Genomic DNA, 22,915 nt, shown 5'->3' with positions numbered 1-22,915 from the left:
TCCTCTGTTTTGTTGGGATGGGAAACGATGGATCCTGATTCAACGTGGCCGTACAAAGAGGCTCCAATCGTCGTTCTGAGGTAGGTCAGGTTGTCGTGGCCATCGCCCAGGATGCCTGTCACTTCAGGGATGGAGATATAGACACGCTGCTGGAACAACGTGAAGTGGAGGTACCACTTTCGGGCTTTGTCTGAATGGGTCATGGCTGGTCTGTTGGATTACTAAGGTCACTCAGAGAAGAGCGATAGCGTAGGGGTCTAAGGGACGTGATTCGGGTGTTGGTCAGATTCATCGACTAATTGAGATGAGTGTGGCGAAGGGCCTTTTCTAGGTGGCCCCGGCGCTGGGCTTCAGCGACCATCAAATCCCAGCACCGCAGCCGACGACCTTGATTGACCGCAGAGCGAGCGGCGGAATTAGCAATCTTGAGTAGAGCCTGGTCCCGCATCAGGTCAGCTAGGGCAAACTTGGGAACCCCCGCCTGCTTGTGCCCCAAGACTTCACCTGCCCCCCTCAGCCTCAGGTCAGCTTCGGCCACCTTGAACCCATCCTGGTGCTGAGCCAGAATTTGCAGCCGTTCCGCACTGGCCTCGGTTTCAGCGCCATCGACCAGGACACAGTAGGATTGATGGTGGCTCCGCCCAACCCGGCCCCGCAGTTGGTGGAGCTGGGCTAAGCCAAACCGTTCGGCATGTTCGACCACCATCACCGTGGCGTTGGGCACGTCTACGCCAACCTCAATCACGCTGGTGGCGACCAGGATTTGGGTCTGTCCCGTTCTGAACGCATTGAGGGCCGTGGTTTTGGCCTCCGTCCCCATCTGTCCATGGAGCATCCCCACCTGGTACTTGGGAAAGGCTCGTTGATAGTCATCGAGGGCCGCTTCAGCAGAACGCAGTTCGCTGTCGTCGGTGTCTTTGACCAAGGGCAGCACAACATAGGCTTGAAAGCCTTGGGCCAGTTGACCCTCAATCAGGCGATGAATATGGCTCTGCTGGTCTTGGCTCAAGACTTGGGTGATGATGGGCTGACGGCCTGGGGGCAACTCGTCAATCAGGCTCACGTCCATGTCTTGGTGCATGGCTAGGGCCAGAGTGCGGGGGATAGGCGTGGCCGTCATGCTCAGCAGGTGAGGGGTCTTGCCCTTGTTCAGAAGGGCGTTGCGCTGCTTCACGCCAAACCGATGTTGCTCATCAATGACAACGAGGCCCAGGTCGGCATAGCGCACCTTGGCGCTGCTGAGGGCGTGGGTGCCGACTATCAAATGGATGTGGCCCAATAGCAATTCGCTCAGGAGGATGCGCCGTTCCTTGGTTGAGGTGCTGCCCGTCAGCAGTGCCGTTTTGAGGCCCAACGGTTCCAGCCAAGACGTGACCTTGGCGTGGTGCTGCTGGGCTAGGGTTTCCGTGGGAGCCATGAGTGCGGCCTGTTGGCCCTGTTCAATCACCGCCAGACACGCGCCAACGGCAATTACGGTCTTCCCGGCCCCAACGTCCCCCTGCACCAGGCGGTTCATGGGGAAAGTCTGGGTCAGGTCATCCAGGACTTGGTTCAGGGTGCGCTGCTGGGCTCCAGTCAGGGCAAAGGGAAGGTTGCCCTGGAATCGTTTTAAGAGAGACCGCGAGAGACTCTGACGCTTCACCCGCTGAGGTACCTGGCCCCGACGCACCAGCAGCGCCATTTGGAGGTAGAAGAACTCGTCAAAGACCAACCGACGGCGGGCCGCTTCAAGCTGAGATGGACTGGCCGGAAAGTGAATCTGAGCCAGTGCCTCCGACAATGGGATCAAGTTATGCCGCTGCCTGAATTTGGCGGGGATTGGGTCTTTGAGGGTCGTGGTGTTGAGCGCGGCTCGGATACGGTCTTGAAGGGTGCCCATATCTAGCCCTTTGCTCAGCCGATAGACGGGATTCAGCACCCGGCTAGGGAGACTGGCGATTTGCTTAGGGCTGATAGGAGAGACCTCGCCATTGATGGCTAGACAGCCCGCATAGCTATCGTGCTTGACTGGGCCTGAGACCACGACCAAGCTCCCCTGGGCATAGGTTTGATTCTGCCGTCGTCGCCACTGCATGGACGTATAGGGAAGGCGGGCTTTATGGAATTGGGTACACATCAGTCGATGACGACCCGTCTTATCGTGGATAGTCCAGGTTTGCACCACCAGTTTTCCACCTCTGGCCTCTTTGATGCGGTGGCGGACGACGTGGCCGATGGTCAGGACGGTCTCCCCCGGCTGGAGGTGGGCCATCTTTTTTCTATGAATCACCTGGTGCTGTTTGGGGTAGTAGTGCAGCAGGTGCAAGGGCGTGGTCAAGCCCAGCTTGGTCAGGGCTTCGTTGGGGGTTGGGGGTTTACGCTGAGTTTGGGGCATGGGTCTGAGAGGGGAATCGTCACATCCCCCCTTCATCGCGATAGCGATTGACTCAACCCTGTGGCGGCCCTTCAACGTCAGCCTTAGGTTTGTGGGCTTTGATCTTGCTGTACGGCACCCGATATTCCCAGCCATCGATACCGAGCCAGCCCGTTACCGTCACGGACTTGGCATTGACCCGAACCACTTCATACCAACTGCCGATGAACCGCACATAGTCGCCTTTGGTGATGTCGTCTTGGGTCAAAACTCCGGCGGCTTCCAGTTCCTGGCTCCAGTGGGCAATGGCGGCCTCGGCATCTTTGAGGTTGAGTTGATAGGTCGGGTGGCCAGGGAATTGAGCCAAATCCCGTTCCGCTTGCCGTTTCTTGGCTTCAGCCTCTTGAAGCCGATGGCCCATGTAGGATTTCGACTGCCGTTTCTGCACCTGGGCCTTGCTGCCTGCGGCTTGTTCGCTCAGTCTTTTCGCGGCTCGGCCTGCTTCGACCGACTGACCCATCGCTCGGTGAGACCGTTCTAGGGCGCGACGGTGACCTTTTTCGCTATGGTGACCCACCAGAACGGGCTGACCGGGCGGGATGCCTTCAAGCGCGGCATTGGAGCGATGGTAGGCTTGTTCGCTGGCTTGGTGTTTGGCCTGGGCTCGCTGGGTGTAACGCTCGGCTCGATACTCAGACCGTTCGTCTTTGAGGGCCACTTGTTCCTCAATGGTCGCTTCGCCCTGGGCTTCGATGCCCTCAGCGATGTCAATGGTTGGGTCTTCCCAAAAGCTGAAGGTATTGCGGCCTGAATATCGGGTTTTCCCACCGAGTTCATAGAGCAGATCTCGGAATGGCTCTAGGCGTCCTGTCACCAGCCAGACCGGACGAGGCGTTTTATTGGCACGTTTGGGCGTCGTCATCGATTCAGTCACCGTCAGGCCGTGCTGACTAAGGAGGGCTTTGGCAGATTCGTAGTCCATCGTTCTGGGATTGCAACGTCCTCACAGGCCCGCGATAGCGGAGCAGGGCAGGGCAGGCCATCGGCTAGATCGCCTTAGCGATGGAATCGACTTGGAACCCGTCGCCAAACTCCAGTTGGATCTGACGCTCAATCCACGCATCATCCAGACCCTGCTGTTCAGCGAGCTGCACCATGCGCTTCAAGTATTCGGCCTGTTGCTCAGGGCTGGGATTTGGCCCAAACACGGCCCCTTGGCTCCACCACGCGGGCGGATAGGTACGGTAGAGTTCTTTGAATTTGACCACAGCAAACCCTGGCTTATAGCCACGACGATAGGCCAAGGCGAGCTGTCGTCGATAGTAGGCTTGCTGCTTCAACTCCTCTGGGCTAAGTTGCTCCGCCGCCCATTCATGGGGGATGGGTTCTAATAACTTCGGTTGGTGGGGCGCTTCTGGCTTGAGTTTAAAGCCACACTCCGGGCAGGTCTGGTGAAAGACCGTGACCATGGCCCGACACTGGGGGCAGGGGACTAGCTTCACTTCTGTTTTTGATTCTGGGGGCTTGTCCAGACTGAGCTTTAACTCGTCCTCGATGCGGCCAAAGCGTTGGAGATTGCCAGTCCCGAAGTCGATGATGATGCAGTCGGTCTTTCCGGTCTCTGGGCTGATGCGTAGGCCCCGACCCATCATCTGAATGACCAGGGCGCGGCTCATGCTGGGCCGCCTCAGCACGACACATTCAATCGAGCGACAGTCATAGCCTTCGGTCAGGGTGCCGACATTGACGACCACCTGAATCTGGCCGGAGGCATGGTCTCGATAAATCTGCTTCCGCTTGGTTTTGGGCATTGAGCCATCGATGTGGGCCGCAGGGATTCCGGCCTCATTGAAGGTCTCAGCAATGGCCTTCGAGTCTTCAATGCCCGTGGCAAAGACGATGCCTTTGCGATGCCCCGCCAGTTTTTTGTATTCCCTAACCAGCTTTTGATTGAGCGGTTTGCTATTGACGGCCTGCTGAAGCTGTCGGGTATCAAAGTCTCCGGTGCGGCTAGAGATTGTCACCTTGCTCAAGTCGAGGTCTTCGTAGCCAAAGTATCGAGGCGGCACTAACCGACCTCGCTGAATCAGTTGGGCAGGAGACGGCCCCTGCACCAGAACCGTATAGTGGTCAGCGAGATATTGCTTTCCGAGCCGAAAGGGCGTTGCGGTGAGGCCAATCACAATGCCGTTGGGGTTGGCTTGAATCAGGGTTTTGACCACCTTAAAAAAGGTGGTGCTGTGGGCCTCATCAATGAGACACAGTCGCCAGGGCGGCACCGAGTGATGTTTCCCTTCCAAGCTTTGCACCTGAGCAATTTGGATGGGTGCACCGGGGTCAGGCTTCACGCCCGCTTTGATGATGCCCGTCCGCAGCCCAAAGTCTTCCGTGAAGGTTCGGTAGGCCTGGTCAATTAAGGGGTCTCGGTGGGCAAGGCATAGGGTGGGATTGCCCTTACCCACGGCCTTGGCCACGATGTCTCCCGCGACAAAGGTTTTCCCTCCACCCGTCGGCAGGCAGGCCAGGATCTGTCGATGCCCTGCGCGAATCGCCTCACGAATGCCATCACACAGTTCGGACTGATAGTCATAGAGTGCCATCGGATTGCTTGACCTTTTTTCTGACGTACTGGATCAAGGTTTTGAGTTCAGGATTCGGTTCTGGGGGGCTGAATGAATCGGTAGCCGCCTGGGCATAGGGGTTGGAATGGGCCATGCCGTAGTAGTAATCCACCGTCTTACGAATGGAGTCCTCGCTGCGGCTCGGTTGTCGATACTCTCGGTTAGCGTTATGCCAGATTAGATCCGCCTCCGCCTCGTCCATGGGGGGAGAGCAGCGTGTGCGGTATTCCCGAAATAACGCTTCCGGGGCTGGATAATAACTGACCCTTTCGCTCTCTAAAAAGCCCGCTGTGCCGACTAGATTGCAGGCCAGTTTATAGCCCGACCGATGCCGAAACCCTTCTGGAACACCCTGACGAATCAGGTCTGCATCATCTTTGGTCAGGCACTCCATTAAGGGGATGCTGCCGCTGTCGCGGCTGTAGGAGCGAGTGAACCTCGAAGCTGGGCGTGGTCGGTAGGCGGTACCGGCTGCGCTTTTTTTGGTCTGACGCTTGTCTTCCAGCAGTGCGGTTGTGGGGTCAACGTCTTCTCCAGAACTGGCTTTGAGGCGAAGTTTGAACCATTGCCGCCAGCGGGCATCGTCCAGGCCATGGGGAAACAGGCCCGTGCGGTCTAGCTTGGCCTCGAAGGTGGCGGCACTCAGTTGCTTGTCAAAGGTGGACATGACCTTGACGATGGTGGGCCGTGCCAGTTCACCCTCGACCACACCGCGTCTGAGCATTCCCGGCAAGCGCATGGCCCGCGCCAGGTTACAGATTTGGGGGTCTGCATTTTGGAGAATGCACAACTTGCGGTTCAGTCGAATCCAGTCCTCTGGCTCAAGGTCATGGCTAAGCCGGAAGTAGACATGGAGGGACTTGTTGCCGCTGAATAGTGCCCCCGCTGGTTTGACCTTGAGCTGTCGGCATAACCGTCGTAGCCGCGCCTTCTGCTCATCAAAGCTGGCATCGTCGATTTCATAGAACAGACACCGACATCGCTTCACGTCAATGTTGCTAATCCCCGCCTGGGGCTGGTTGGGGTAGAACGAGACCGTCACGCCTTTTTGTGACCATCGGTAGACCAACTTCCACCCGTCTCGATAGACCGGGCCATCGGGTCTCCAATAGGTGCGGCCCCGGCGTTTGCCATCAGACTTGCATCGCCTGAGCTTAAATCCGGTTTTGGTGATCGTGCCCTGGAAGACCTTGTGTTTAGGAATCCTCTGACCTTTTCGGGTGTAGCACTCCCAGTCGGGGGCCAGCACGAGGGGCAAGTCCCAACTCAGCTTTAGCCAGATGCGTTGGCCAACCTCAAAGCCAATCCGCCGCAGGAAGGTGATGGTCGATTGGCGCAGGCCGCCCACGGTCAAGGGGGCTGGGCTAGGTCGGGGATGGCAAACCATAACGTCATTGACTCCTGAGTAGAGGGTGCGGCGACCGAGGGGCGATAGCTCACAGTTCCATCTGACGATTGCGCTGCTTCTGTCGTCGTCGCTGCCGTTGCGCTTTCCGGTTTCGATCTTCGTTTTCCTGGGTCTGGCGCGGCTGCGCCTCAAGCGGTTTCGGAGCTAGGTCAACGCCTGCTAGTTCCTGGTTTTGAGGTTGGGCTTTCGGGTCAGGTTCGAGGTCAGGCTGGCCCTGGGCTTGGGATTCAGCGTGTCGTTCGGGCTGGCCATGATCCTCACCCTGGGTTGGCCCTGGCTCAACGCCTGCTGATGGCTGGCCCTGCCGCCGCTCCCACCAATCCATCACGGATTGACGGTCTTGGGGTGACTCAATCCCTCGAAACGTTCGGAGACCATTCAGGGTATAGGCGCGGCCTAACTGAGAGGCGCTGAAGTAGAGTCCTTTGAAGTGGTAGGTCAGCCCTATGGTGGTTTCGTTAATCGGCTTCACGTGCAGTTCGACTCCAGCCTGTTCTAGGTGGTCAGCCAACTCGTCAAGGTGGTGAACCTGGCCTGTAAGGTCATCTATCAAATTCTGAAGCTCAGGTTTAACCGCAGGTTGGCCCGTGTCTCGTTCATGGCGAATCATGCTGACCGTAGGGGACTGACGCTCTGCTGAGCCTGCTTTGGGGGTGAGTTCAAAGCCGTACTCGGCTTCAATGTCTCGAATTGCCTCAATCGCGTTGTAATGATCCCAACTATCCGGCACTCGTTTCCCTGTGCTGAGGTCAAACCGACCCGCGACGATATGGATGTGGTCATGCTCCGTATCCGTGTGACGCACCACAAGATAGGGTGAAAGGCCATAGTGCATCTTGGCCAGGTAGTCCCTAGCGACCTGGTGCCAACGGTCATCCGATAACCGTTCGGGGGGCGCAATGGCCAGAGACGCATGATAGGTGGTGAGCTTGAGGCGCTTCGAGTCCCGACAGCTAAACCGAATCTCGGCGGCGATGGCGTGGGCGTCGTCCGGGTAGGCCAGGTTACTGCCAACCACTTCGGCCCCCGGCTTATCGAGGACGTACTGGGCCACCCCTAGGGGGTCTCGGCATTTGGTGTGTTTAACCAGCATCGTCTTGGCCTCGGTCATAGAACCGTTCATGCTCCATCTCTAGCCTCAGTTCTCGCTCCAGGGTCATCGGTTCTAGGTCAGCTTGGGGGCCACCGTCTAGGGCTACCCCGTTCAGGTCTAAGATCAGGCGGTGCAGAGCATTCAGTTTTTCACTGAGCGCATGGATGGGCAGACCCAGGTTCTCTAGGTCAATCCCTTTGACCCGCGCCTGAGCCAGGATGCGATGGAGCAAGCTTTTCATCCCTAGAACAGCGCCATAGATCTGGTCGGCCCCTAGACCCGCCATGCGAGCAGCGTTGACATAGCCTTCGATGACCGTACTGGCATCGGTTCCTCGGCGCTCGGCCTCAGCCATCACGGTTGCGTAGGGGTCATCGTTAAGTCGGATTCTTAGTCGATTTGGACTAGACATGGTTCATCAGGGCAAGTCACTTTCCTGAATCTTGGCAAATCCATTTGGGGGGTTTACTCTGTCTGGGGTTGGATTTTGCGGGGCCACGGCCTGCACCTCAGAAAAAAAGGGCTTAACCTGCCGGATGGCAAGCTAAGCCCTTTTGAGGGAATTAGTCGTCTAGGTCTTCGTCCTCCTCCTCATCGAGGTCGTCATCGGCCTCGGCGCTGGGTTCTTCCTCGTCCTCGTTGTCGGTGGCGAAGTCATCTTCCTCATCGAGCATCGACAACTCATCATCGTCATCGCTGAGGTCATCGTCCGGCTCCGTGAAGCCGCTCTCGCCCACGGCCTTCGTCACCGCTTCGGCCAGCGCGGCATGATCCCGTCGGGCGTTATTGCGCGACTGGACGCTTTCCAGGTTCTTAGCCGCTAGTTCCTTCAAGCAGGCCGTCACGTCCTTGCTGAAGTGGGGGGCGAGGTAGAAGCTGGCGATCTCCACCATGGCTTCACCGATAGCGTCCAGCTTATCGCTGGGAGCGTCTACCGGGTTGCCGCCAATCATCCGGTCAAACCCGGTCTTGTTCCAGGTGTTCCAGTCCAAGTTGGCCCGATTGTTTTTAGACAGGTAGGCTTGGGACTGCAACTGCTGGCCCAACAGTTCACGCAACGCATAGTAGGCTTGCACGAGCACTACCCGCTTCCCGCCCAGGGCCGCAAAGCCCTGCTTTTTACAGTACGCTTTCACGCGATCCCGAGGGGATAAGGTGGCCGTGCTGGTTTTACGAGTCGTCGTTTTGGGCATCGGTTTGGTCTCCAGTGAGATGAGCATTGACCCAAACCAAAGCCCCTGACTTGAACTGAAGCAGGTCAGGGGCTTAGCCTTGGTTTAGGGTGTCGTCAACATGAACAACACACCCCAAAACCCCGATAGGGGTTCTATTTCATCCCATCAATCTCCATGAACGACGGATGCCCTACAGGTCAGGGTCATTGGGGGCGAGGCTGGTTGGGGAAGGCTCCGTTGTACAGATGGCGAATCTGCTGTTCCGTTCTGACCCCATACAAACGCTTGAGGTGACGTTTGACTTGTCGATGGCTGAGGTGGCCATAGTCGGCACAAAACTGACGGTAGAACGCATTGCGGTCAAAGGACATCTTCACCCCTGTCGCTTCACTCAGCGCGGCGGCGGCTTCCATTCTTTCCTGCTCAACTTTGGCACACAGCAGTAGAAAAGCTTTCTCCTGGGCTATCTTCTTTTTCTGTCGTCTCAGATTGGCTCGATACCGTCTGCTTTCATTCCACCGACAGAACATGCGGGTGTAGCGCCGTAGTTCAGAAATAAACCAGGGCACAAACCAAATCAACAGTCGAGCCAATAGCAGCAGCAGATTAAAGGCCAGAGCAATGAGATAAAAAATCAAGGTTCCTATCAAGAACCCTTCCAGGGCTGCGTTCCGGTTATCGTCAAACATCAAGGCACCTCCTGGGTCAGCGTTAGGGTCAAGGTTCGATGTGTCCCGACTCGACGGGAATGAACGACGGTGTAGACCACCGCTAGGATCTGCGCATCATAGTCAGCTTGGTCGTTTTCAGAATCTCCCTTACGGGGAGCGGTGGCCGTTTCGTTATAGAGCAACTGATTGTCCTGCCTAATCTGGCCGTGTAAGGTGAGACGGAACTGGTCGTTGGTCGCTATCCTCACAGCGTCGATGAGTTCCAGGGCAATCGCTTCTGTCGCTAGGTTGAAAATCGGGATCATCGTCGGGGACATGGTCGTTACCTCAGTTTCAAGGTCGGATGGACGTTCGACATCGGGGCCAGACTCCTAGATCGAGGTCAAGGTCAGATAGACCCAACGATAGTTGGGGGTTGTGACAGTTTGGCCTCAGCTAGCCTTCCCCAGCCGCATTGGGCACGGGTCTAGCTGACCTCTGAACTTCACCGCTGGCTTCACTCAAGACCTCGTGAATGCATCAGTCTTGACTCAGGTTCTAGCCGCCCTCGCCCTCCGTCGGTCATGGTCATAGCCCCTAACCGTGACGGTTGAGTTCGCCACTACCCGCTCAGACCATGGCCAGATGAATCCCATTCAGGTCACCATACTCACCCCTGAACGTTCCCCTTCCGCTCCTAGCTTGTCCCATGCCGCCCCCTCGTAGCCCAAGGTGGTCTTGAGTGTGTCCCTAGCGGTTCCGTGATGTCCCCCAACCTGCTCCTATGTGGCCCCTATGGTTCTGGAATGGATCTCGAATGAAAAGTTAATGACTGGGGACACCTTTTGAAGGGGGGTGGGCCAGGAACGCATTTCTTGCCCCCAAAAAAACGCATCGGTTTTGACCATCGGTTGCACCGTCAAAATCGCCTAATTTTGGCCTATTTTGGGCCGGGTACTGACGTTTGCTTGCCTCAGTTTGGCCTCACTCTGGACTCTAGTTGGCCTCACTCTGGACTCAGTTTGAGGCAATTTTTCCTTAAAAATTCCATTCAAAATCCGTTCTAGAACGATAGATACATGAAGCGGTACAGGTTGGGGAACGATGCTGATCCGACTCGACCCCTACCGACGTTCAAGGGGACGCATCGGGACGCTTAGGGCCAACAACGCATCAGTAGCGGAACGGGTGAGTGCCGGGTTAGAACGAACCGTAGGATGAGGGGTCAGGCTTCGGTTGACCTTGGCTCAAGGTTGGGGTTGCGTTGGGTCGGAGGCGAGTCACGGTGAGCGATGACCTGAGTGTGACTGCCGAGAGTAGGGCTTTGCTCTGACCATCTCGACCGTGACCAGGGATGCGTTGGGGGGGATTGGGACAGGGAACTGCGGGTTAAAGGCTATGTGACAGTTGGGACTGAATGTTAGGGCTGGCTGGGGGTCATTTCAGGGCTGGGTTGAGGTCAGGCTTCGTCTGACGTTAGGGTGGGGGTTGGCCCGATGTTGACTGACGACAGGTCAATGAAACGATTTTTAAGCGTATTTGTGGCGACACTTCTCATGCTGGGGCTGTTGTTTGTGGCACTCCCAGCGCTGCTGCTGCTGAGCAATGTTCCGCCGTTTCGTATCGGTCATCATCTGCTGTTGATCCTGGAATGGCGAAACGATGCTCAAGGCACGGGGATTACCTTTGGCCTGCTGCCGCTGGGGCTGGTGTCGTTGACCATTGCGATGATTGAGGGGGTGATAAACCGAGATCGAAGCTAACCCTTGGAGGCACTCTCGCTGAGGAGGCCAAGACGGTATCCTGTAGCATCAGCCCGATGTTGACCTGGGGCTGACCTGAGTGCAATCGCAACGTCACTCCACGCGCTGATAGTGTCGCCACCGTCGGCGCTGTTCGATGCGAGCGAGTGCATCGACGGCGGCCTCATAGGACTCGAAGGTGGTGGATAAATGGCCACCTTTACCTGTACGAAATCCCCACCAGCGCTGCGTCAGCACCCATTGCCCCAACAAGTTCTGCTGGAGCAGGCAGACATAGCGACGCTCTGCTTTGATCCAGAACTGGAAGTGGGGCTGAGGAGTCAAGGCTAGCGACGGGAGAACGAATTATCGAGCGAACCTGCATTGCGCTGACGAACGGGAAGGTCACGACTGCGGGGTTGACGCTCTTGCCGAGGGGGGCGCATCCGTCTTAGGTCAGAATCAGATTCAGGGGTCGCCACATCCACGACATAGATGGGCATCCCGTCCGTAATTCGATAGAGGGTGCTACAGGTGCAGACCAAGCCTTGGGCACTGAGTTGGGCCGCTTTCTGATGGCACTGGGCCATCATGGTCTCGCACTCATCCCAGTGGGTGGGCACAAAGGCTTCGCTGAGGGGCGGCATCGGTCAACGCTCCGGCTAAGGTTGAGCCTAGTGTAGAGGATTTCCATGCTGTCTAACCTGTAACAAGGCTCCAGCTAATCGCTTGCCGTTGAGGTTGACGGTGAGGTCTTGAATCAGAGCCAGCACCACCTGCTGTACCTCGGCTTCGCCCATGGTCATCCAATGGGCCTCAAAGTCCGGGTCACTGTAGGTTTCGATGTGAACCAGCAACTCGAATAGGGCCAGGTCGAGCGCGGCGGGTAGGGGCTGAGTTTGGCTTGAGGGGTGGGGCATGGGTGGGTGGGAGAGAGCGACAACCTATGCAGGGCGATAGCCCCTCTCGCTGAGTCTCAGGGTGGGGCTGGGATTGGCTTCTGTTTTAGGTTGGACAGGGATCTCAATCCGTTCTTAGAAGGTGCCCTAGCTTGTCTGCCCATACCTTGAGTCGTACGGGCAGACAGGCTGGGGCTAACCTGGAGCCTTAGTGAAGCGCTTCGGTGATTTGCTGCATCAGCGCGAGTTCAGCGGCATCGAAGACCATCCCTAGCGTGGGGAGTCGATACTGCTCAAGGATCTCCACGGCGGTGGCCAACTCAGGATGCTCGGCCTGAACGCGGCTCGCCCACTTCCCAAAAGGACAGTCATACACCAGGTCGAGCAAGGCTTCCTCCCACCGTTGACGACGGTCGTCCGGCCAATCGGCCATTTCCCTGGTGAGTGCTGCTGCTGCGCCGCTGGACAGGACAATGGCGGATGGGGTGGGTGGCCATCCACTCAGGCTGGGCAGCATGACCGTGGCGATATCAAGGGTTCCAAAAGCGCGAAATTGCATAGCGTCTCATCACTATCATCACCTGCGACCAACGAGAGTTGGCTTGGAATCGGTCAAGCGGTCGGCCATGGGAATTGACCTGTCCTGTAAGTGCGATCCTGTCCTGGGAACGGTGGGTGGGTCGAAAACCTCTGCTTAACCTTAGGGGGCTAAGCAGAGGGATCGGGGCTAGTCGATGGCGTCGAGGATGTCGGCCACTGACAGATTCTTGGCTTCGACGATGGCACAGATGCGGTCAACCAGTACCTCAAACCGCTGATTAGGCTCGCGGCAATCAAATCGTCGTAGCTGCTCAATCAGGTGCAGATTGGTCACGATGGGAATCTGAACGCTTCACCCAGGGCCAGCGTTAGCTGTTGGAATCCAGTGGTGCGGTAGGGACGGTGGGTGGGCAAAAAGCTCAGGCCAACTCCATCATCCGTGACAATGAAGTTGGCCTTTGGCCTAGTAGCCGCGTCGAGCTTGGCGGGCACGGCGCAGGTCTTGCATTTTGTCGTAGGCGTCAGCCACTTCCTGGGCGCTGCTGAATCCATACAGGGTTTTTAAGTACCCTCGGATCTCGGTCAGCGCCAGGTCGCCATAGTCGGCGTTGAACTGGGCCTTAAACGCCGTCCAGTCGAAGGCGGCACCTTGCATCTCAAACTGGGCTTTTGACCTCAGTTCGTTTCCCACTCGATCCCGTAGGACAGCGAGTTCGCGACGACGAAGCTTCTCATCATAGGGAAGCAGGTTCGCTAGGATGCTGGGCTTCGCGGCTTGAGTGGTGCGACGGCTGCGGGTTTGGGTCGCCATAGTTGGAATCCCCTTTTACTGAATGATTAACTCACCCAAACCCAGCAACCGCTGGCTCTGAGTGAATGAGTCAATGTCAACTCACCCGAAACCAGCGCTAGCTGTCTGTCCAGACTCAACGGGGCGGGTGGGATGGCCAAAAATCAGCCCAACTACGGATAGTCGGGCTAATGCTCTAGGGCTTAGTCGATGAACGCTTCGTCGAGGGAGTCTTCAAAGTCGTCATCCAGGTCATCGCTGGCGACAGAACCCTGGGGACGGGACGTTGCGCCACCGTAACCGCTCGATTGACGCTTGCGGTCACGGATCTGGCCGAACCGCTCTAGCATTTGCTCCTGCGTCTTCAACCCAAAGGTTTCGTCAAGCAGGCTACGAAGATCGGCCTCGTCGAAGTCCTCCAGGGCGACCTTGGCCTGTTGGCGCAGGTCTGGCCAATCCGGCTCAATGCCCTCGGCCCGTTGGTCGCGCCCAGCCGCGTCAACCACCAGGTCAACGGCCAAGTTAAAGAGCATCAGTGCCCCTTTCTCAGCAAAGGTTTTGACCTTGGTGAGCGCATCTTTGTAGAAGCGCTTGGGTAGAGCAGTCGTGGTTAAAGCCATGGTCATGGGTACCTTTTTCTTAGATTCAACTCACCCAAAACCAGCAATCGCTGGCTCTGAGTGAAATTTGAGTCAATTCAAAACTCACCCCCATTCAGCGTTAGCTGATCTTGATGCTGGGTTTAGTTGGCCATTCAGAGGACTGAGCCTTGAGACAAATGTCCATCCCAACACAAGCCTGCTGAGCTATCCCCCGTACCGATCAAGATTCATAGGGACACAAGCTTATGAGCCACTTCCCAACGCTTGGGGTATGACCGTTCGTCCCTTGCGATGGCAAGGGTCATTTGGGGGGTGTTCGTTGCGCTTTCAGGCTACGCTGCCGTAGATATTGGGGGTTGGGAGGCCCCATCCAACCCTGTTGCGTGGTCTGGGGCAGGACTATCGGGCGATGAGGGAACAAATGTGTTAGATCGGCTCTCTAACGGCGTTGTACCCGTCTGACGGACGGCCCATTCACGAGCCGCAACCAGAGCACGCCAGGTATCAGTGGCGGTGATGGCGTAGACCCAGAGTTTGATTCCATTTACTCGCACTCGTCGGGTTCGGTCTAGCACCAAGCCAAACTTACGGGCAATTTTATTGGCAATGGCCGTGGTGCTCTGCTCCTCCGTAATCGATAGCCGCCAGTAGCGCCGGAGTTCAGATCGGTATCGCAAGGCCAGTGTTTTAATGGTTTGTTCAACTTCGCCATTCGGTACCACCTCACCCACGGCCAGTAGCTTTTCGACTAAGGGCGAGAATACAGCAGCCAACATGGCTCTGGGGCCAGCCTGGGGCAACAGATGAGCGGCTCGCAATCGTTGGCTCAAGATGCGTTCGGCTTCTTGGGCATCCGATTCCCACAGGGTGCGATAGTGGGCGGCCTCGGCCCATAGCGCCACACCGGGGGCCAGCCTGTGGTTTGGGTCAAATTCGGCCTGATACCAAAGTTCTGGGCAGTTCCAATCCAGGCCTGGGAACCGGAATAGCATCAACACTTTAGCCGCTTTGCATCGGGCCTCACGACTGCTATCCGTGGCACGCTTCACTTGGTGCGCCCAGTCCAGGGTATGGGTCGCTGGGTCGATGTCTAACCCCGCATGGTAGGCCGCTTCTTCACGGGCCAGGGTTTCCTTGAGAGTATCCCACAGGGTTTGCATCTCCTTATTCTGTACACCTTCACACATCACCTCAACTGGGTGTCCAGCGGCCTCCAGTCGTGCGGCTAGGGCGTCTGCGGCCTGCACTTTTTGTGCCCAGCGTCGTTGGCCACGAACAGCCAAGTAGCGCTTAATCGCCGCGTCATGGGGGTCAGATGGCGCTTGCCCAAACCCTCCAGCTTTTGCATAGCGGGTGGCCTCTGTCTCTAGTTCGTGGGTGATCGCCAAGGGGCTAGGCTTTTCGTTCGGGTCGGGCTGAATATAGACAGGTGCCCAGATGTGCCGGGGCACGGGGGGCCGATAGCGTCCGAGGAGTTGCATGGCAGTGTCGGTATCGAGGGCTGGAAAATAGCCCCACACGCTATCGAAATAGGCACCTTTTGCAGAAATGCCGCCCTCAATGCTCAGTCCGGTCTTGCCGCTGGGGGAGAGAATGACGAGCTGGGGCAGGGTTTGGTAAAGCCATGTTTCAGGGGTCTCAAAAAATTGGCGGTAGGCTCCCCCCTCGTTGGTTTCTGAGTCAATCCGATGCACGACAATCCCGTCATTGTGCGCTGCCCGTTCTAGTCGTTTACCCTCGCGCTGGGACGTAGCCACATAGAGAATGCGTTCGCCTGTTCGTAGTCGCTCCAGCAGTTGGCCCCGCCATTCACTCAAGGGTGTGGCCTGGTTCAGGGTCACGGGCCATGGAGTGGACTCTCTCGTATGCCGAATGCCGATGGTGGGGACAGTTGTACCCGATAGGGTTTGCACGAGGTTAATCGTGGCCTGGTCAAGGCCATCCTCGGCTAGGGCAATGGCTCCCCCCTCGGCAGCTTGTTGCATGAGGGCAATCAAATCTTCCCAGCGCGCCGCCCAGTTGCGTTTAAGGGTTCCCCCTTGCACCGCATCGGTGAGGGTTTGGGCAGCCTCGTCAATCACCAATAGGAGGGGGCGATGACTCGGAATCAGTTCCCGCACCCGATGGGCCGAATTGACACAGGCCACCATGCCGCCGTTCACGCTAATGTCTGCTTCCAGCGCCTGACGGTCAACGCCGCTGGTGCCGTAGTCATGAATGTGGGGCAGACCCCAGTCCTGGGCCGTCTGCTGGCCAAGGCTATTGAGCGGCGACAGCACCACGACAATTCCCCCCGATTGTGCCCAGGGCCGCACCCAATCTCGACCCATGCGATAGGTTTTGCCACTGCCCATATTGGCATCAACCCAGTGAATCGCACCACGGGTGAGGGCAGGCAAGGGAGGCAGGTATTCCCCGGTTGTATCTTGCTGAGCGATGGGCGGTTGCTGGGTCAGGATTGCCCGTGCCCTGGCCTTGGTGGCCCGCCGTCGCCATTCTTTGAGCGTTTCGGCCCGCTGCATCACCTGCGCTAACCAGACCCCTCGTTGGTCACTGGGCAGACTAGCCAAGGCATCGTCAATCCCTTTTCCTTGGCGACCGTCCCACTGCATAAATCGAGCGGCCCCGCCCATGGCCTCAATGGCCGCTCCGAGTCGTTCGGCTTGGGTACTGACGGCGGCGACGGTCTTGGTTTTTTCGTCCTGGTCAAAGGCAATGTAAGTGTGAGGTGCACTCCTAACCAATCCATCTAGGTCGGGGTGAAGATCCAAACTACCTTTCGCGGCCCGCCATTGGGTCACGCCTCGCAGCCCAATGGTTGGGATGCCTAGGCTAATCAGAGCTAGGGCTTTTTTCAGACCCTCGGTAATGGCCACTGCACCGCCTAGGGATTGCCAGACCGGCCAGAACAGGTCATTTGGAATTTCCAGGCCAGAGGGGAGGGTTGGGACTGGTGATTTTAAGGAGAGGCTTGCCTTGCTCACTGATGAGTTCAAAGCGAGCCCAGGGGAAATAGCGTCGCAGGTCTGGCAGTTCGGCCTGGACGGAGGCCAGGTGTCGGCGCTTGAAAATGACGCGGACGGGGTGCTCAGGAGAAGTCCAGCCCCGATTCCAGCTCCATACGATGCCATCAAAGTCGCAACGCGAGGGTTGGGACTTTCCAAATCCTTTTGACATATGGCTCTCCAAACATCACTAAATTCAAGGTCTTGCACCGCGCAGATTCGCCTCAACGCCCCCACGGTCAGGTGGGGCAGCAGGGGTGATGCGGGCATCCCAGGAGCCGTTTCGTACTTAATCGTCTGCCCTGGCTTCTCAGGATTGGGGCGAGGGGTACTGGGTTTGCAGTAGGGAGAATCCGTGCAGGTCGCAAACCACGCCCCGGCTTCTAGGAACTCGTAGCGCTGCATCAACCGCGCATTGCCTGCTGTCAGGTAGCTTTGCACCCGTTGTCGCTCGACAAGGACATCTTCAAGGAAGGTCTCAACGGCCTGAGAGCCTTCGTAGTAGGCCACATTGGCTAGGGCCAGGTCTGGATCAATGGCGCTGGCGACAAACTCCTCTAACCACGGATGGCTGGCCCAATCGTCGCTGGTCGTGGGTCTAGAGAGTTGTGGCTCTGGGCCGTGGGGCTTGATGGGAGCAGGGTGATTGGACTCAAAGAGATCTGTGAATTTATGGAAAGACATAGAAAAACCTACGAACTATCCCGGATGTGGCGTTTCCGGGCACAACAAAACGGGCGCACTATTGCGCTACTGATCTGAGTCAGCTATAGTTGTAGGGAATTGTTTAAACGAACGACTCCGGCACGTCCCTGTGGCGTGTTCTCAGTAGGGCGGCAAGGCGATAGCACGTTTCTTCGCGGGAATAGCTATCGTTTTTGCTTTTTAAAGGGTTCGCTCGAATCGATCTACATCAAAATCACCTCCTGTATCTGGCCTAGTCTACCGGATCGCTCTAAGGGATGCACCTCTATCCAAAGGACGGAAGATCTTTGCGACGAAAGATAGAGGACAACGGCCAGCGCTATCATTACACCCCCCAGTATTGATCATCCAGGCCGTGTTGTGAATCGGCTTGGGAGGATGGCCAACGGGGCCGACAGGGGCTTTGGGTTAGTCATTCAGGGTGTCCTCGCTGGGAAGCTGCCAGGGCTCTAGACCTGCATTCCGGAGTTGCTGTTCTAACCGGGTGACCTGTTCACGCAGCATATCGGGTTCGGCGTAGGCTTCGCCCAGTAGCGAAAGGGCCGATTCGGTGTGTTGCAGCCGCTGGGCCAGGATGGCGTTACGGTCGGACTCGCTCCGCTCAACCCCAAAGGCCTCATCAAAACGTCGCTCTAGGGACTCTTCTAGCAAGGCATCTACTAAAGCAAACGCTGGTTTGTTGCCTCGATAGGCCTGCCACAGCCAATACTTGCTGACAACAGCCAACGGGATAGCCTGAATCCGAGTTTGACCTCTGGATTGACCTGGGCTAGATTCGACTTCAACTTCAGAAATCGAACCCGTAAAACCCTCTCCTAGCAACTGTTTTGCCGCCTTCGAGCGCAAAAACTCGAACGCGTTCCGGCGTATTAAACCCACGGCTTCAGCCGCCCCAGCAATGCTCATCCGGTAGCTACCATCGGGCATCTGGAAGCCATCGACCGACAACATGCCGATCTGCACCGTGGCGCGTTGGGCTTTGTCGTTGGTGGTCATTTTGTGGTGCCCTCACTGGGGAGTTCACCCGCTGCCTCCGCCTCTCTAACTGCTTTGGCTGCAAGGTAGACCAGCAGATTAGGAACGGTACGTTGCTCCAAGTTAGCTAGGGCGTCAACTTTGGCGTAAAGATCGTCTTCCATCGAAACGGTCATCCGCTTCACAAGTAAATCCTCAAGATCCAACGCCATAAAGATACGTCCTAAATGGGATTGACGTTTCAATATTAGCTCACTGTACGCTAAATTAAAGAAATTTATGTTTTTAAGCATAAATTTATGCTAGTGTGTGCCACATCTAGAAACGGCATGGGTACAGGGTTGGCACCGATCCGCCCGGTTTTTGGCACAGTTGCGCCTGTTCCAAGGCCGTTCCAAAGCGTTCCAAATCCGTTCCAAACGAGTTCCATCAACGGACACAGACCAATGAAATCTCTACATTCCTTTGCAACCGAGACTGAGATCCCTAAAAGCACCCTGAAGCGATGGCTGAATGCCAACGGTTTTGACACCAGCAACGGGCTGTCGGAGGATGCGATTGCCGCTGCCTGTGCCCATTTCCGCGTTGAGCCGCCCCAGTCCACGGTGGTTAACGCCGAGATTGTGCCCGCCAACTTCTTCCAGAGCAGCGAACTACAGGCTACCGACTACTGCGAAGCCTGTTTGCCAGAGGGGTTTGATCCTGCCGCGATGGTCAAATTCTTTGATGGCGTGGCGGGACAAGCGACTGACACCAGCGCCCTGGTTAGCGTGGCCCAGATGGCGATCCAGGCGGCGGACGTGGCGATGCAAAACAAGATTGCCCAGCAGCGAGAAGTCTTGAGCCAAGCCGAAAAAGACCAGGCCACCCTAGACCGGATGTTGGCCGAGGCCAAGGTAAAGCTCCAGATCAGCGCGATGGAAAGCAAACTGCTGGCCGAGCGGCAGACTACGGCGACCCGAGTCACCGAAGCGCGTTTCCAGGAGTTGATGGGCATGGGAAAGCCCATCGCTCAACCCACCGAACCCCCCCAACCGTAGGGGTTTACATCGCCCTCGCTCTAGCCGGGATGTTGCTTGCCCTGTTGTTGTGTTGAGACTTGAGCCATGACCATGAATCTGTTTGAGTTCGTTGACCTAGATGCCCCCGTGCCCATCGTGGCACTTGTGGCCCCGGCCCGTGAGCCGTTTGTGATTCGGGGACGCCTCACCCCCGCTGAGGCCGAGCAGGCCCGCCGCCTCGTTCCTGTGTCCCGTGGCTATCTGCATCCCACCGAGGGGTGGGGATCAGGAGGATGGCCCGCATGAGCCTTCAAGATGATCTCCGCGACCTCTACGAACACGCCTTGGTCTGTGGCCTTTGGCACTGGGAGGCCGGGAACTGGTGCAGTGAAGACGGCTTTGCCACTGAAGCCGAATGCTACGCCGATTTTGAGCAGTTCATCGCCACGTTGGAGGACTAGCCCATGCCCTACGAACCGACCTATCCACCGGAGTTTGCTGTCGGCGACCGGGTGCTGCTGTACCTGGAAGGCCAGGAGTACCACGGCACCATTACCCGCCGTTGGTGGGATGAGGATGCTCTGGATTGGGTCTACAACGTGTCCGGGCTGGGCGCTTGCGAGATTGCCGCTTTTGAAGTTCACGCCCTTTAGGAGATTGCCGCCGTGCTGATGTTCAATGTTGACGACGTGACCGACACCGACTTCAAAAGCTGCCTTGACTGCGTGAACTTCACCGACGATGCCCCCGACGGGTACTGCAAGTTGTCCGACCATCCAGCGGTACAGCAGTTTGTCTGTGACCCCGCTACCTGGGAAGACGCTGATATGTCCCGCTGCCCTGGGTTTGTGGAGGACAAGTAGCGATGGGTTCAATCATTGCCGCGTTAGAAAGCATCCTGGCCCAACTTCTCACCACAGAAACCGCCAACCGCTACGAGGTGGATCAACTGAGTTCCGCCGCCACCTCGATTTTGATGGCTATCAACGTATTGGAAAACCTACAGAACCCGCCATAACCTGCCGTAACTCAGCGTAAACCCGTCATGATGCATCCACCCCCGCCTGTCCCGCTCAACTATCGCACCGAACGCCTCGAAACCGCCCCAGATGGCCCCATTCAGAACATTCACCTTGTCCCGTTGCCTTGGTGGCAGAACCGTCGTTACTGGGCGGTGGGTGGCCTTTCCGTGGTTGCCTTATGTGGTGTGGCTTTTGCCGTTGCCCAATCGGCCAGAGTCGGTAGCGAGGGCACCTATCAAAGCCAGAGCCCAGGCCCAAACCTCGACAATGTACTTGCCGCTGGCCAGCACCGCCTCGATGGGAACTACCACGATTCCCGTCTGGCGTTGGAAGACGTAGCCCGCTCAGTGCTAGAAAACGAAGCCTACCGCTACCGCACCGAGGCCGAGCGGGCCGTCAGGCTAGAAACCGACCCGTGCTTTGGTCAGCAGTTGATTTGTCCCCTGAATCGCTTCCAACGAGATGCCCAAGCCCAGCTCGACCTAGCCAAGGCTGAACGGGACTGGGGACGAGCCCAGGCGGCCTTGTTTCGAGTCAATGCGGTCGAGTTGGCCCGGTCGCTGCCTTCTGTACCGACTGACCCCCCGATTAACTTGGCGGTGATCGCCATCGAAAACCTGGCCCAGTATCACGACCGCACTCACGCGCTATCGGAAGAGGTGAAGGCCCATGAGATTCGACGGTAACGCTCTCCTCTATACCGCCATCGGTAGTGCGGCCCTGGGCGTGTTCATGGGGGTGCAACGTCCGGCCAGTAACCTCACCCCTGCTGATCTCGAAACCTTTGCCAACGGGGGTCAGATTGAGTACCGAGTGACGAATCCCTACTTGCCCTTGGCTTGGGTGTTGGGGCTAACGTCGGTGGGGTCTGGTCTGGCCTGGGCGATGAAAGGACAAGCGCCTGCGGTGGCGATTCGACAGACCGTGCCTGCTCCGGTTGCGCCTGCCTGGGACGGTTCCGTACCGATGCCCACCGGAAGTCAACCCGACAGTTACCGTGTGGGAAACCCCGCCGCCATCTTGGCCCAACGTCTACGCCCCACGTTGATTAGCGCTAACCCCAGGGTCGGCAAAGGCGTCACGGTGGCCCATGCCTACCGTCAGGCGCAGGCCAACGGTGCAGCGGTGTGGATTATCGAACCCAAGTATCACCCTAAGGAACATTGGTATTGGGAATCCGCTGACAACGTCCTGGGCTTCATGGCCGATGAACTCGAAACCAAAGACGCCATCGAGGCCATGCAGGAGGAAATGCAACAGTTCATCTTTGCATGGCGGCAAATTCCCCAGCGACCCAAGGTGCTCATTATTGACGAACTGGCCATGCTCAAAGTCACGTTCAAAACCTGGTATGAGTCCTTTCTCAAGCCTCAGTTAGTGATGGAACTGTCCAGCGGCGAGACTGATGACCGTGCCCTATGGGCCATGACCCAATCCAGCCTAGTCGGTGATATTGGAGTCAGTGGCGGGATGCGCTCAACCTTCGACCTACTCACCTTGCAGACTCCCACCAGCCAAGGCCACCTAGAGAGTTTGCGAGCCTCGGATAAGACCATTCCCGCCATCGATGACCCAGCCCTCTTTGAGCGCTCCTTTAGTCCTAAGCAGGCCGTCTTCTATCACAGCGCCCTGGACGAGTGGTTGCCGATGGTCGCCTATGAAGTGCCGAAACTGGAACCCCAACCGCCAGAACCTGGTTATGCCCATCGAACGAAGGCCGAACCAGCCCCAACCGCAGACAGCACAGAAGCTGTGGCCTTACCCCGAACGCCCGTTAGCGAGTTCGCAGGGGGCCAAAATACCCCCGATTTGGCCCTCATCCTCTCCGTAACCAACGCCCTATACCAAGGGCTGGGTCGTAGCCAGATCATCAAAGACGTATTGGGCTACAAAGGCCAGCGCTATCAACAGGGGGCCGAGCTGTACGACCGCATCAAATCCATCATCGAGGAGAATAGTACCCATGAATAAGTCCGCATCGTCTAGCGCCATCACCCCGGCCCGTGGTTCGCAGACCATCGACGCCCAAGTCATCGACATTACGCCTAGCCCCGTCCAACGCAGCTCCCTTCAGTTGGCCCCTCGCAACACCATGCCGTCCAACATTCAAGACGGGGGCTGGTTCGATGCGACTCAGGGTAAGCGCAAACCTGTATTCGTTATCAGCCCTGCCACCGACCCCTGGTCAATCTTCCCTGTCCTTCGCTCTGGTTTGTCCTGCCTACGCAACTATCCCCTGCAAACGATGGGCGGTGCCTTCATCTCGGTCTGGGGTGGGTTGTTTGTGTTGGCCGCTGGGCTGAACATGCTGCAAGGCAATGCCGTGAAAGCCAA

At 57.3% G+C, this 22,915-nt stretch carries 29 protein-coding genes; 10 read left to right on the top strand and 19 right to left on the bottom strand.

The genetic code is table 11. The features are described from left to right. The 10 genes from H6G62_RS20395 to H6G62_RS20350 form a co-directional block, all read right to left on the bottom strand. On the bottom strand, positions 1 to 203 hold a 203-nt coding region (locus H6G62_RS20395), incomplete at its 3' end, for a hypothetical protein (RefSeq protein ID WP_190498569.1). A 92-nt stretch (positions 204 to 295) separates the two neighbouring features. Next, positions 296 to 2,374 (bottom strand): ATP-dependent DNA helicase RecG, encoded by a 2,079-nt coding sequence (recG, locus tag H6G62_RS20390; RefSeq protein ID WP_190498567.1) that lies wholly within the window; start codon positions 2,372 to 2,374, stop codon positions 296 to 298. A gap of 52 nt (positions 2,375 to 2,426) precedes the next feature. Beyond that, positions 2,427 to 3,335 (bottom strand): DUF3560 domain-containing protein, encoded by a 909-nt coding sequence (locus tag H6G62_RS20385; protein ID WP_199325146.1) that lies wholly within the window; start codon positions 3,333 to 3,335, stop codon positions 2,427 to 2,429. A gap of 64 nt (positions 3,336 to 3,399) precedes the next feature. Further along, positions 3,400 to 4,953: a DEAD/DEAH box helicase gene (locus H6G62_RS20380; protein WP_190498565.1), complete on the bottom strand. Its 1,554-nt coding sequence runs from the start codon at positions 4,951 to 4,953 to the stop codon at positions 3,400 to 3,402. Next, positions 4,940 to 6,361 (bottom strand): hypothetical protein, encoded by a 1,422-nt coding sequence (locus tag H6G62_RS20375; protein WP_190498562.1) that lies wholly within the window; start codon positions 6,359 to 6,361, stop codon positions 4,940 to 4,942. Before H6G62_RS20375 ends, H6G62_RS20380 begins: the two co-directional genes overlap by 14 nt. Before the next feature lie 49 nt (positions 6,362 to 6,410). After that, entirely contained in the window at positions 6,411 to 7,505 is a 1,095-nt protein-coding gene (locus H6G62_RS20370) for a relaxase/mobilization nuclease domain-containing protein (RefSeq protein ID WP_190498560.1), read from the bottom strand. Continuing rightward, on the bottom strand, positions 7,465 to 7,830 hold the full coding sequence (locus tag H6G62_RS20365; RefSeq protein WP_190498559.1) for a hypothetical protein: 366 nt from the start codon (positions 7,828 to 7,830) through the stop codon (positions 7,465 to 7,467). The genes H6G62_RS20370 and H6G62_RS20365 overlap by 41 nt, the downstream gene beginning before the upstream one ends. A gap of 208 nt (positions 7,831 to 8,038) precedes the next feature. Continuing rightward, positions 8,039 to 8,668, bottom strand: a complete 630-nt coding sequence (locus H6G62_RS20360) for a hypothetical protein (RefSeq protein WP_190498557.1) — start codon at positions 8,666 to 8,668, stop codon at positions 8,039 to 8,041. A 185-nt stretch (positions 8,669 to 8,853) separates the two neighbouring features. After that, positions 8,854 to 9,339, bottom strand: a complete 486-nt coding sequence (locus H6G62_RS20355; RefSeq protein WP_190498555.1) for a hypothetical protein — start codon at positions 9,337 to 9,339, stop codon at positions 8,854 to 8,856. Continuing rightward, positions 9,339 to 9,638 (bottom strand): hypothetical protein, encoded by a 300-nt coding sequence (locus H6G62_RS20350; protein ID WP_190498553.1) that lies wholly within the window; start codon positions 9,636 to 9,638, stop codon positions 9,339 to 9,341. The genes H6G62_RS20355 and H6G62_RS20350 overlap by 1 nt, the downstream gene beginning before the upstream one ends. A gap of 1,179 nt (positions 9,639 to 10,817) precedes the next feature. On the opposite strand from H6G62_RS20350, the gene H6G62_RS20345 reads away from it, so the two are divergent. Further along, complete coding sequence (locus H6G62_RS20345) at positions 10,818 to 11,063, top strand: hypothetical protein (protein WP_190498551.1); 246 nt, start codon at positions 10,818 to 10,820, stop codon at positions 11,061 to 11,063. Between the two features lie 326 nt (positions 11,064 to 11,389). Here the strand turns inward: H6G62_RS20345 and H6G62_RS20340 are convergent, their stop codons facing one another. From H6G62_RS20340 to H6G62_RS20300, 9 genes are all read right to left on the bottom strand, one after another. Beyond that, positions 11,390 to 11,689, bottom strand: a complete 300-nt coding sequence (locus tag H6G62_RS20340; RefSeq protein WP_190498549.1) for a hypothetical protein — start codon at positions 11,687 to 11,689, stop codon at positions 11,390 to 11,392. 27 nt (positions 11,690 to 11,716) lie between these two features. Further along, positions 11,717 to 11,962 (bottom strand): hypothetical protein, encoded by a 246-nt coding sequence (locus tag H6G62_RS20335; protein WP_190498547.1) that lies wholly within the window; start codon positions 11,960 to 11,962, stop codon positions 11,717 to 11,719. 187 nt (positions 11,963 to 12,149) lie between these two features. Continuing rightward, on the bottom strand, positions 12,150 to 12,500 hold the full coding sequence (locus tag H6G62_RS20330; protein WP_190498545.1) for a hypothetical protein: 351 nt from the start codon (positions 12,498 to 12,500) through the stop codon (positions 12,150 to 12,152). 168 nt (positions 12,501 to 12,668) lie between these two features. After that, positions 12,669 to 12,815 (bottom strand): hypothetical protein, encoded by a 147-nt coding sequence (locus H6G62_RS20325; RefSeq protein WP_190498543.1) that lies wholly within the window; start codon positions 12,813 to 12,815, stop codon positions 12,669 to 12,671. 129 nt (positions 12,816 to 12,944) lie between these two features. Continuing rightward, positions 12,945 to 13,292 carry a hypothetical protein gene (locus H6G62_RS20320; RefSeq protein WP_190498541.1) on the bottom strand — a complete coding sequence of 116 codons (348 nt, stop codon included), beginning with the start codon at positions 13,290 to 13,292 and terminating at the stop codon, positions 12,945 to 12,947. A gap of 182 nt (positions 13,293 to 13,474) precedes the next feature. After that, positions 13,475 to 13,891, bottom strand: coding sequence for a hypothetical protein (locus H6G62_RS20315; protein ID WP_190498539.1), 417 nt, complete (start codon positions 13,889 to 13,891; stop codon positions 13,475 to 13,477). Positions 13,892 to 14,205: 314 nt separating this feature from the next. Continuing rightward, positions 14,206 to 17,562, bottom strand: coding sequence for a DUF3854 domain-containing protein (locus H6G62_RS20310; RefSeq protein ID WP_190498537.1), 3,357 nt, complete (start codon positions 17,560 to 17,562; stop codon positions 14,206 to 14,208). A 429-nt stretch (positions 17,563 to 17,991) separates the two neighbouring features. Beyond that, on the bottom strand, positions 17,992 to 18,579 hold the full coding sequence (locus H6G62_RS20305) for a hypothetical protein (protein ID WP_190498535.1): 588 nt from the start codon (positions 18,577 to 18,579) through the stop codon (positions 17,992 to 17,994). Further along, positions 18,576 to 18,851 (bottom strand): hypothetical protein, encoded by a 276-nt coding sequence (locus H6G62_RS20300; protein ID WP_190498533.1) that lies wholly within the window; start codon positions 18,849 to 18,851, stop codon positions 18,576 to 18,578. Before H6G62_RS20300 ends, H6G62_RS20305 begins: the two co-directional genes overlap by 4 nt. 153 nt (positions 18,852 to 19,004) lie before the next feature. Between H6G62_RS20300 and H6G62_RS20295 the strand changes: the two genes are divergently transcribed. The 9 genes from H6G62_RS20295 to H6G62_RS20255 form a co-directional block, all read left to right on the top strand. After that, on the top strand, positions 19,005 to 19,598 hold the full coding sequence (locus H6G62_RS20295; protein ID WP_190498531.1) for a hypothetical protein: 594 nt from the start codon (positions 19,005 to 19,007) through the stop codon (positions 19,596 to 19,598). Positions 19,599 to 19,664: 66 nt separating this feature from the next. Then, on the top strand, positions 19,665 to 19,865 hold the full coding sequence (locus tag H6G62_RS20290; RefSeq protein ID WP_190498529.1) for a hypothetical protein: 201 nt from the start codon (positions 19,665 to 19,667) through the stop codon (positions 19,863 to 19,865). After that, positions 19,862 to 20,020, top strand: coding sequence for a hypothetical protein (locus H6G62_RS20285; RefSeq protein ID WP_190498527.1), 159 nt, complete (start codon positions 19,862 to 19,864; stop codon positions 20,018 to 20,020). Before H6G62_RS20290 ends, H6G62_RS20285 begins: the two co-directional genes overlap by 4 nt. Positions 20,021 to 20,023: 3 nt before the next feature. Beyond that, a complete protein-coding gene (locus H6G62_RS20280; protein ID WP_190498525.1) occupies positions 20,024 to 20,212 on the top strand; it encodes a hypothetical protein in 189 nt (62 codons plus the stop codon). A gap of 12 nt (positions 20,213 to 20,224) precedes the next feature. Continuing rightward, positions 20,225 to 20,422, top strand: a complete 198-nt coding sequence (locus H6G62_RS20275) for a hypothetical protein (protein ID WP_190498523.1) — start codon at positions 20,225 to 20,227, stop codon at positions 20,420 to 20,422. Positions 20,423 to 20,424: 2 nt separating this feature from the next. Continuing rightward, positions 20,425 to 20,577 carry a hypothetical protein gene (locus H6G62_RS20270; protein WP_190498521.1) on the top strand — a complete coding sequence of 51 codons (153 nt, stop codon included), beginning with the start codon at positions 20,425 to 20,427 and terminating at the stop codon, positions 20,575 to 20,577. Positions 20,578 to 20,604: 27 nt separating this feature from the next. After that, positions 20,605 to 21,267 (top strand): hypothetical protein, encoded by a 663-nt coding sequence (locus H6G62_RS20265; RefSeq protein ID WP_190498519.1) that lies wholly within the window; start codon positions 20,605 to 20,607, stop codon positions 21,265 to 21,267. Next, complete coding sequence (locus tag H6G62_RS20260) at positions 21,251 to 22,552, top strand: hypothetical protein (RefSeq protein WP_190498517.1); 1,302 nt, start codon at positions 21,251 to 21,253, stop codon at positions 22,550 to 22,552. The genes H6G62_RS20265 and H6G62_RS20260 overlap by 17 nt, the downstream gene beginning before the upstream one ends. Then, on the top strand, positions 22,545 to 22,915 hold a 371-nt coding region (locus H6G62_RS20255; RefSeq protein WP_190498514.1), incomplete at its 3' end, for a hypothetical protein. The genes H6G62_RS20260 and H6G62_RS20255, both read left to right, overlap by 8 nt.

Origin of the sequence: Phormidium sp. FACHB-1136, assembly GCF_014697375.1 — a bacterium.
Taxonomy (GTDB): domain Bacteria; phylum Cyanobacteriota; class Cyanobacteriia; order Phormidesmidales; family Phormidesmidaceae; genus Nodosilinea.
Note: the sequence above shows the minus strand (reverse complement) of the source record. Positions and strands in the feature narration are given on the sequence as shown.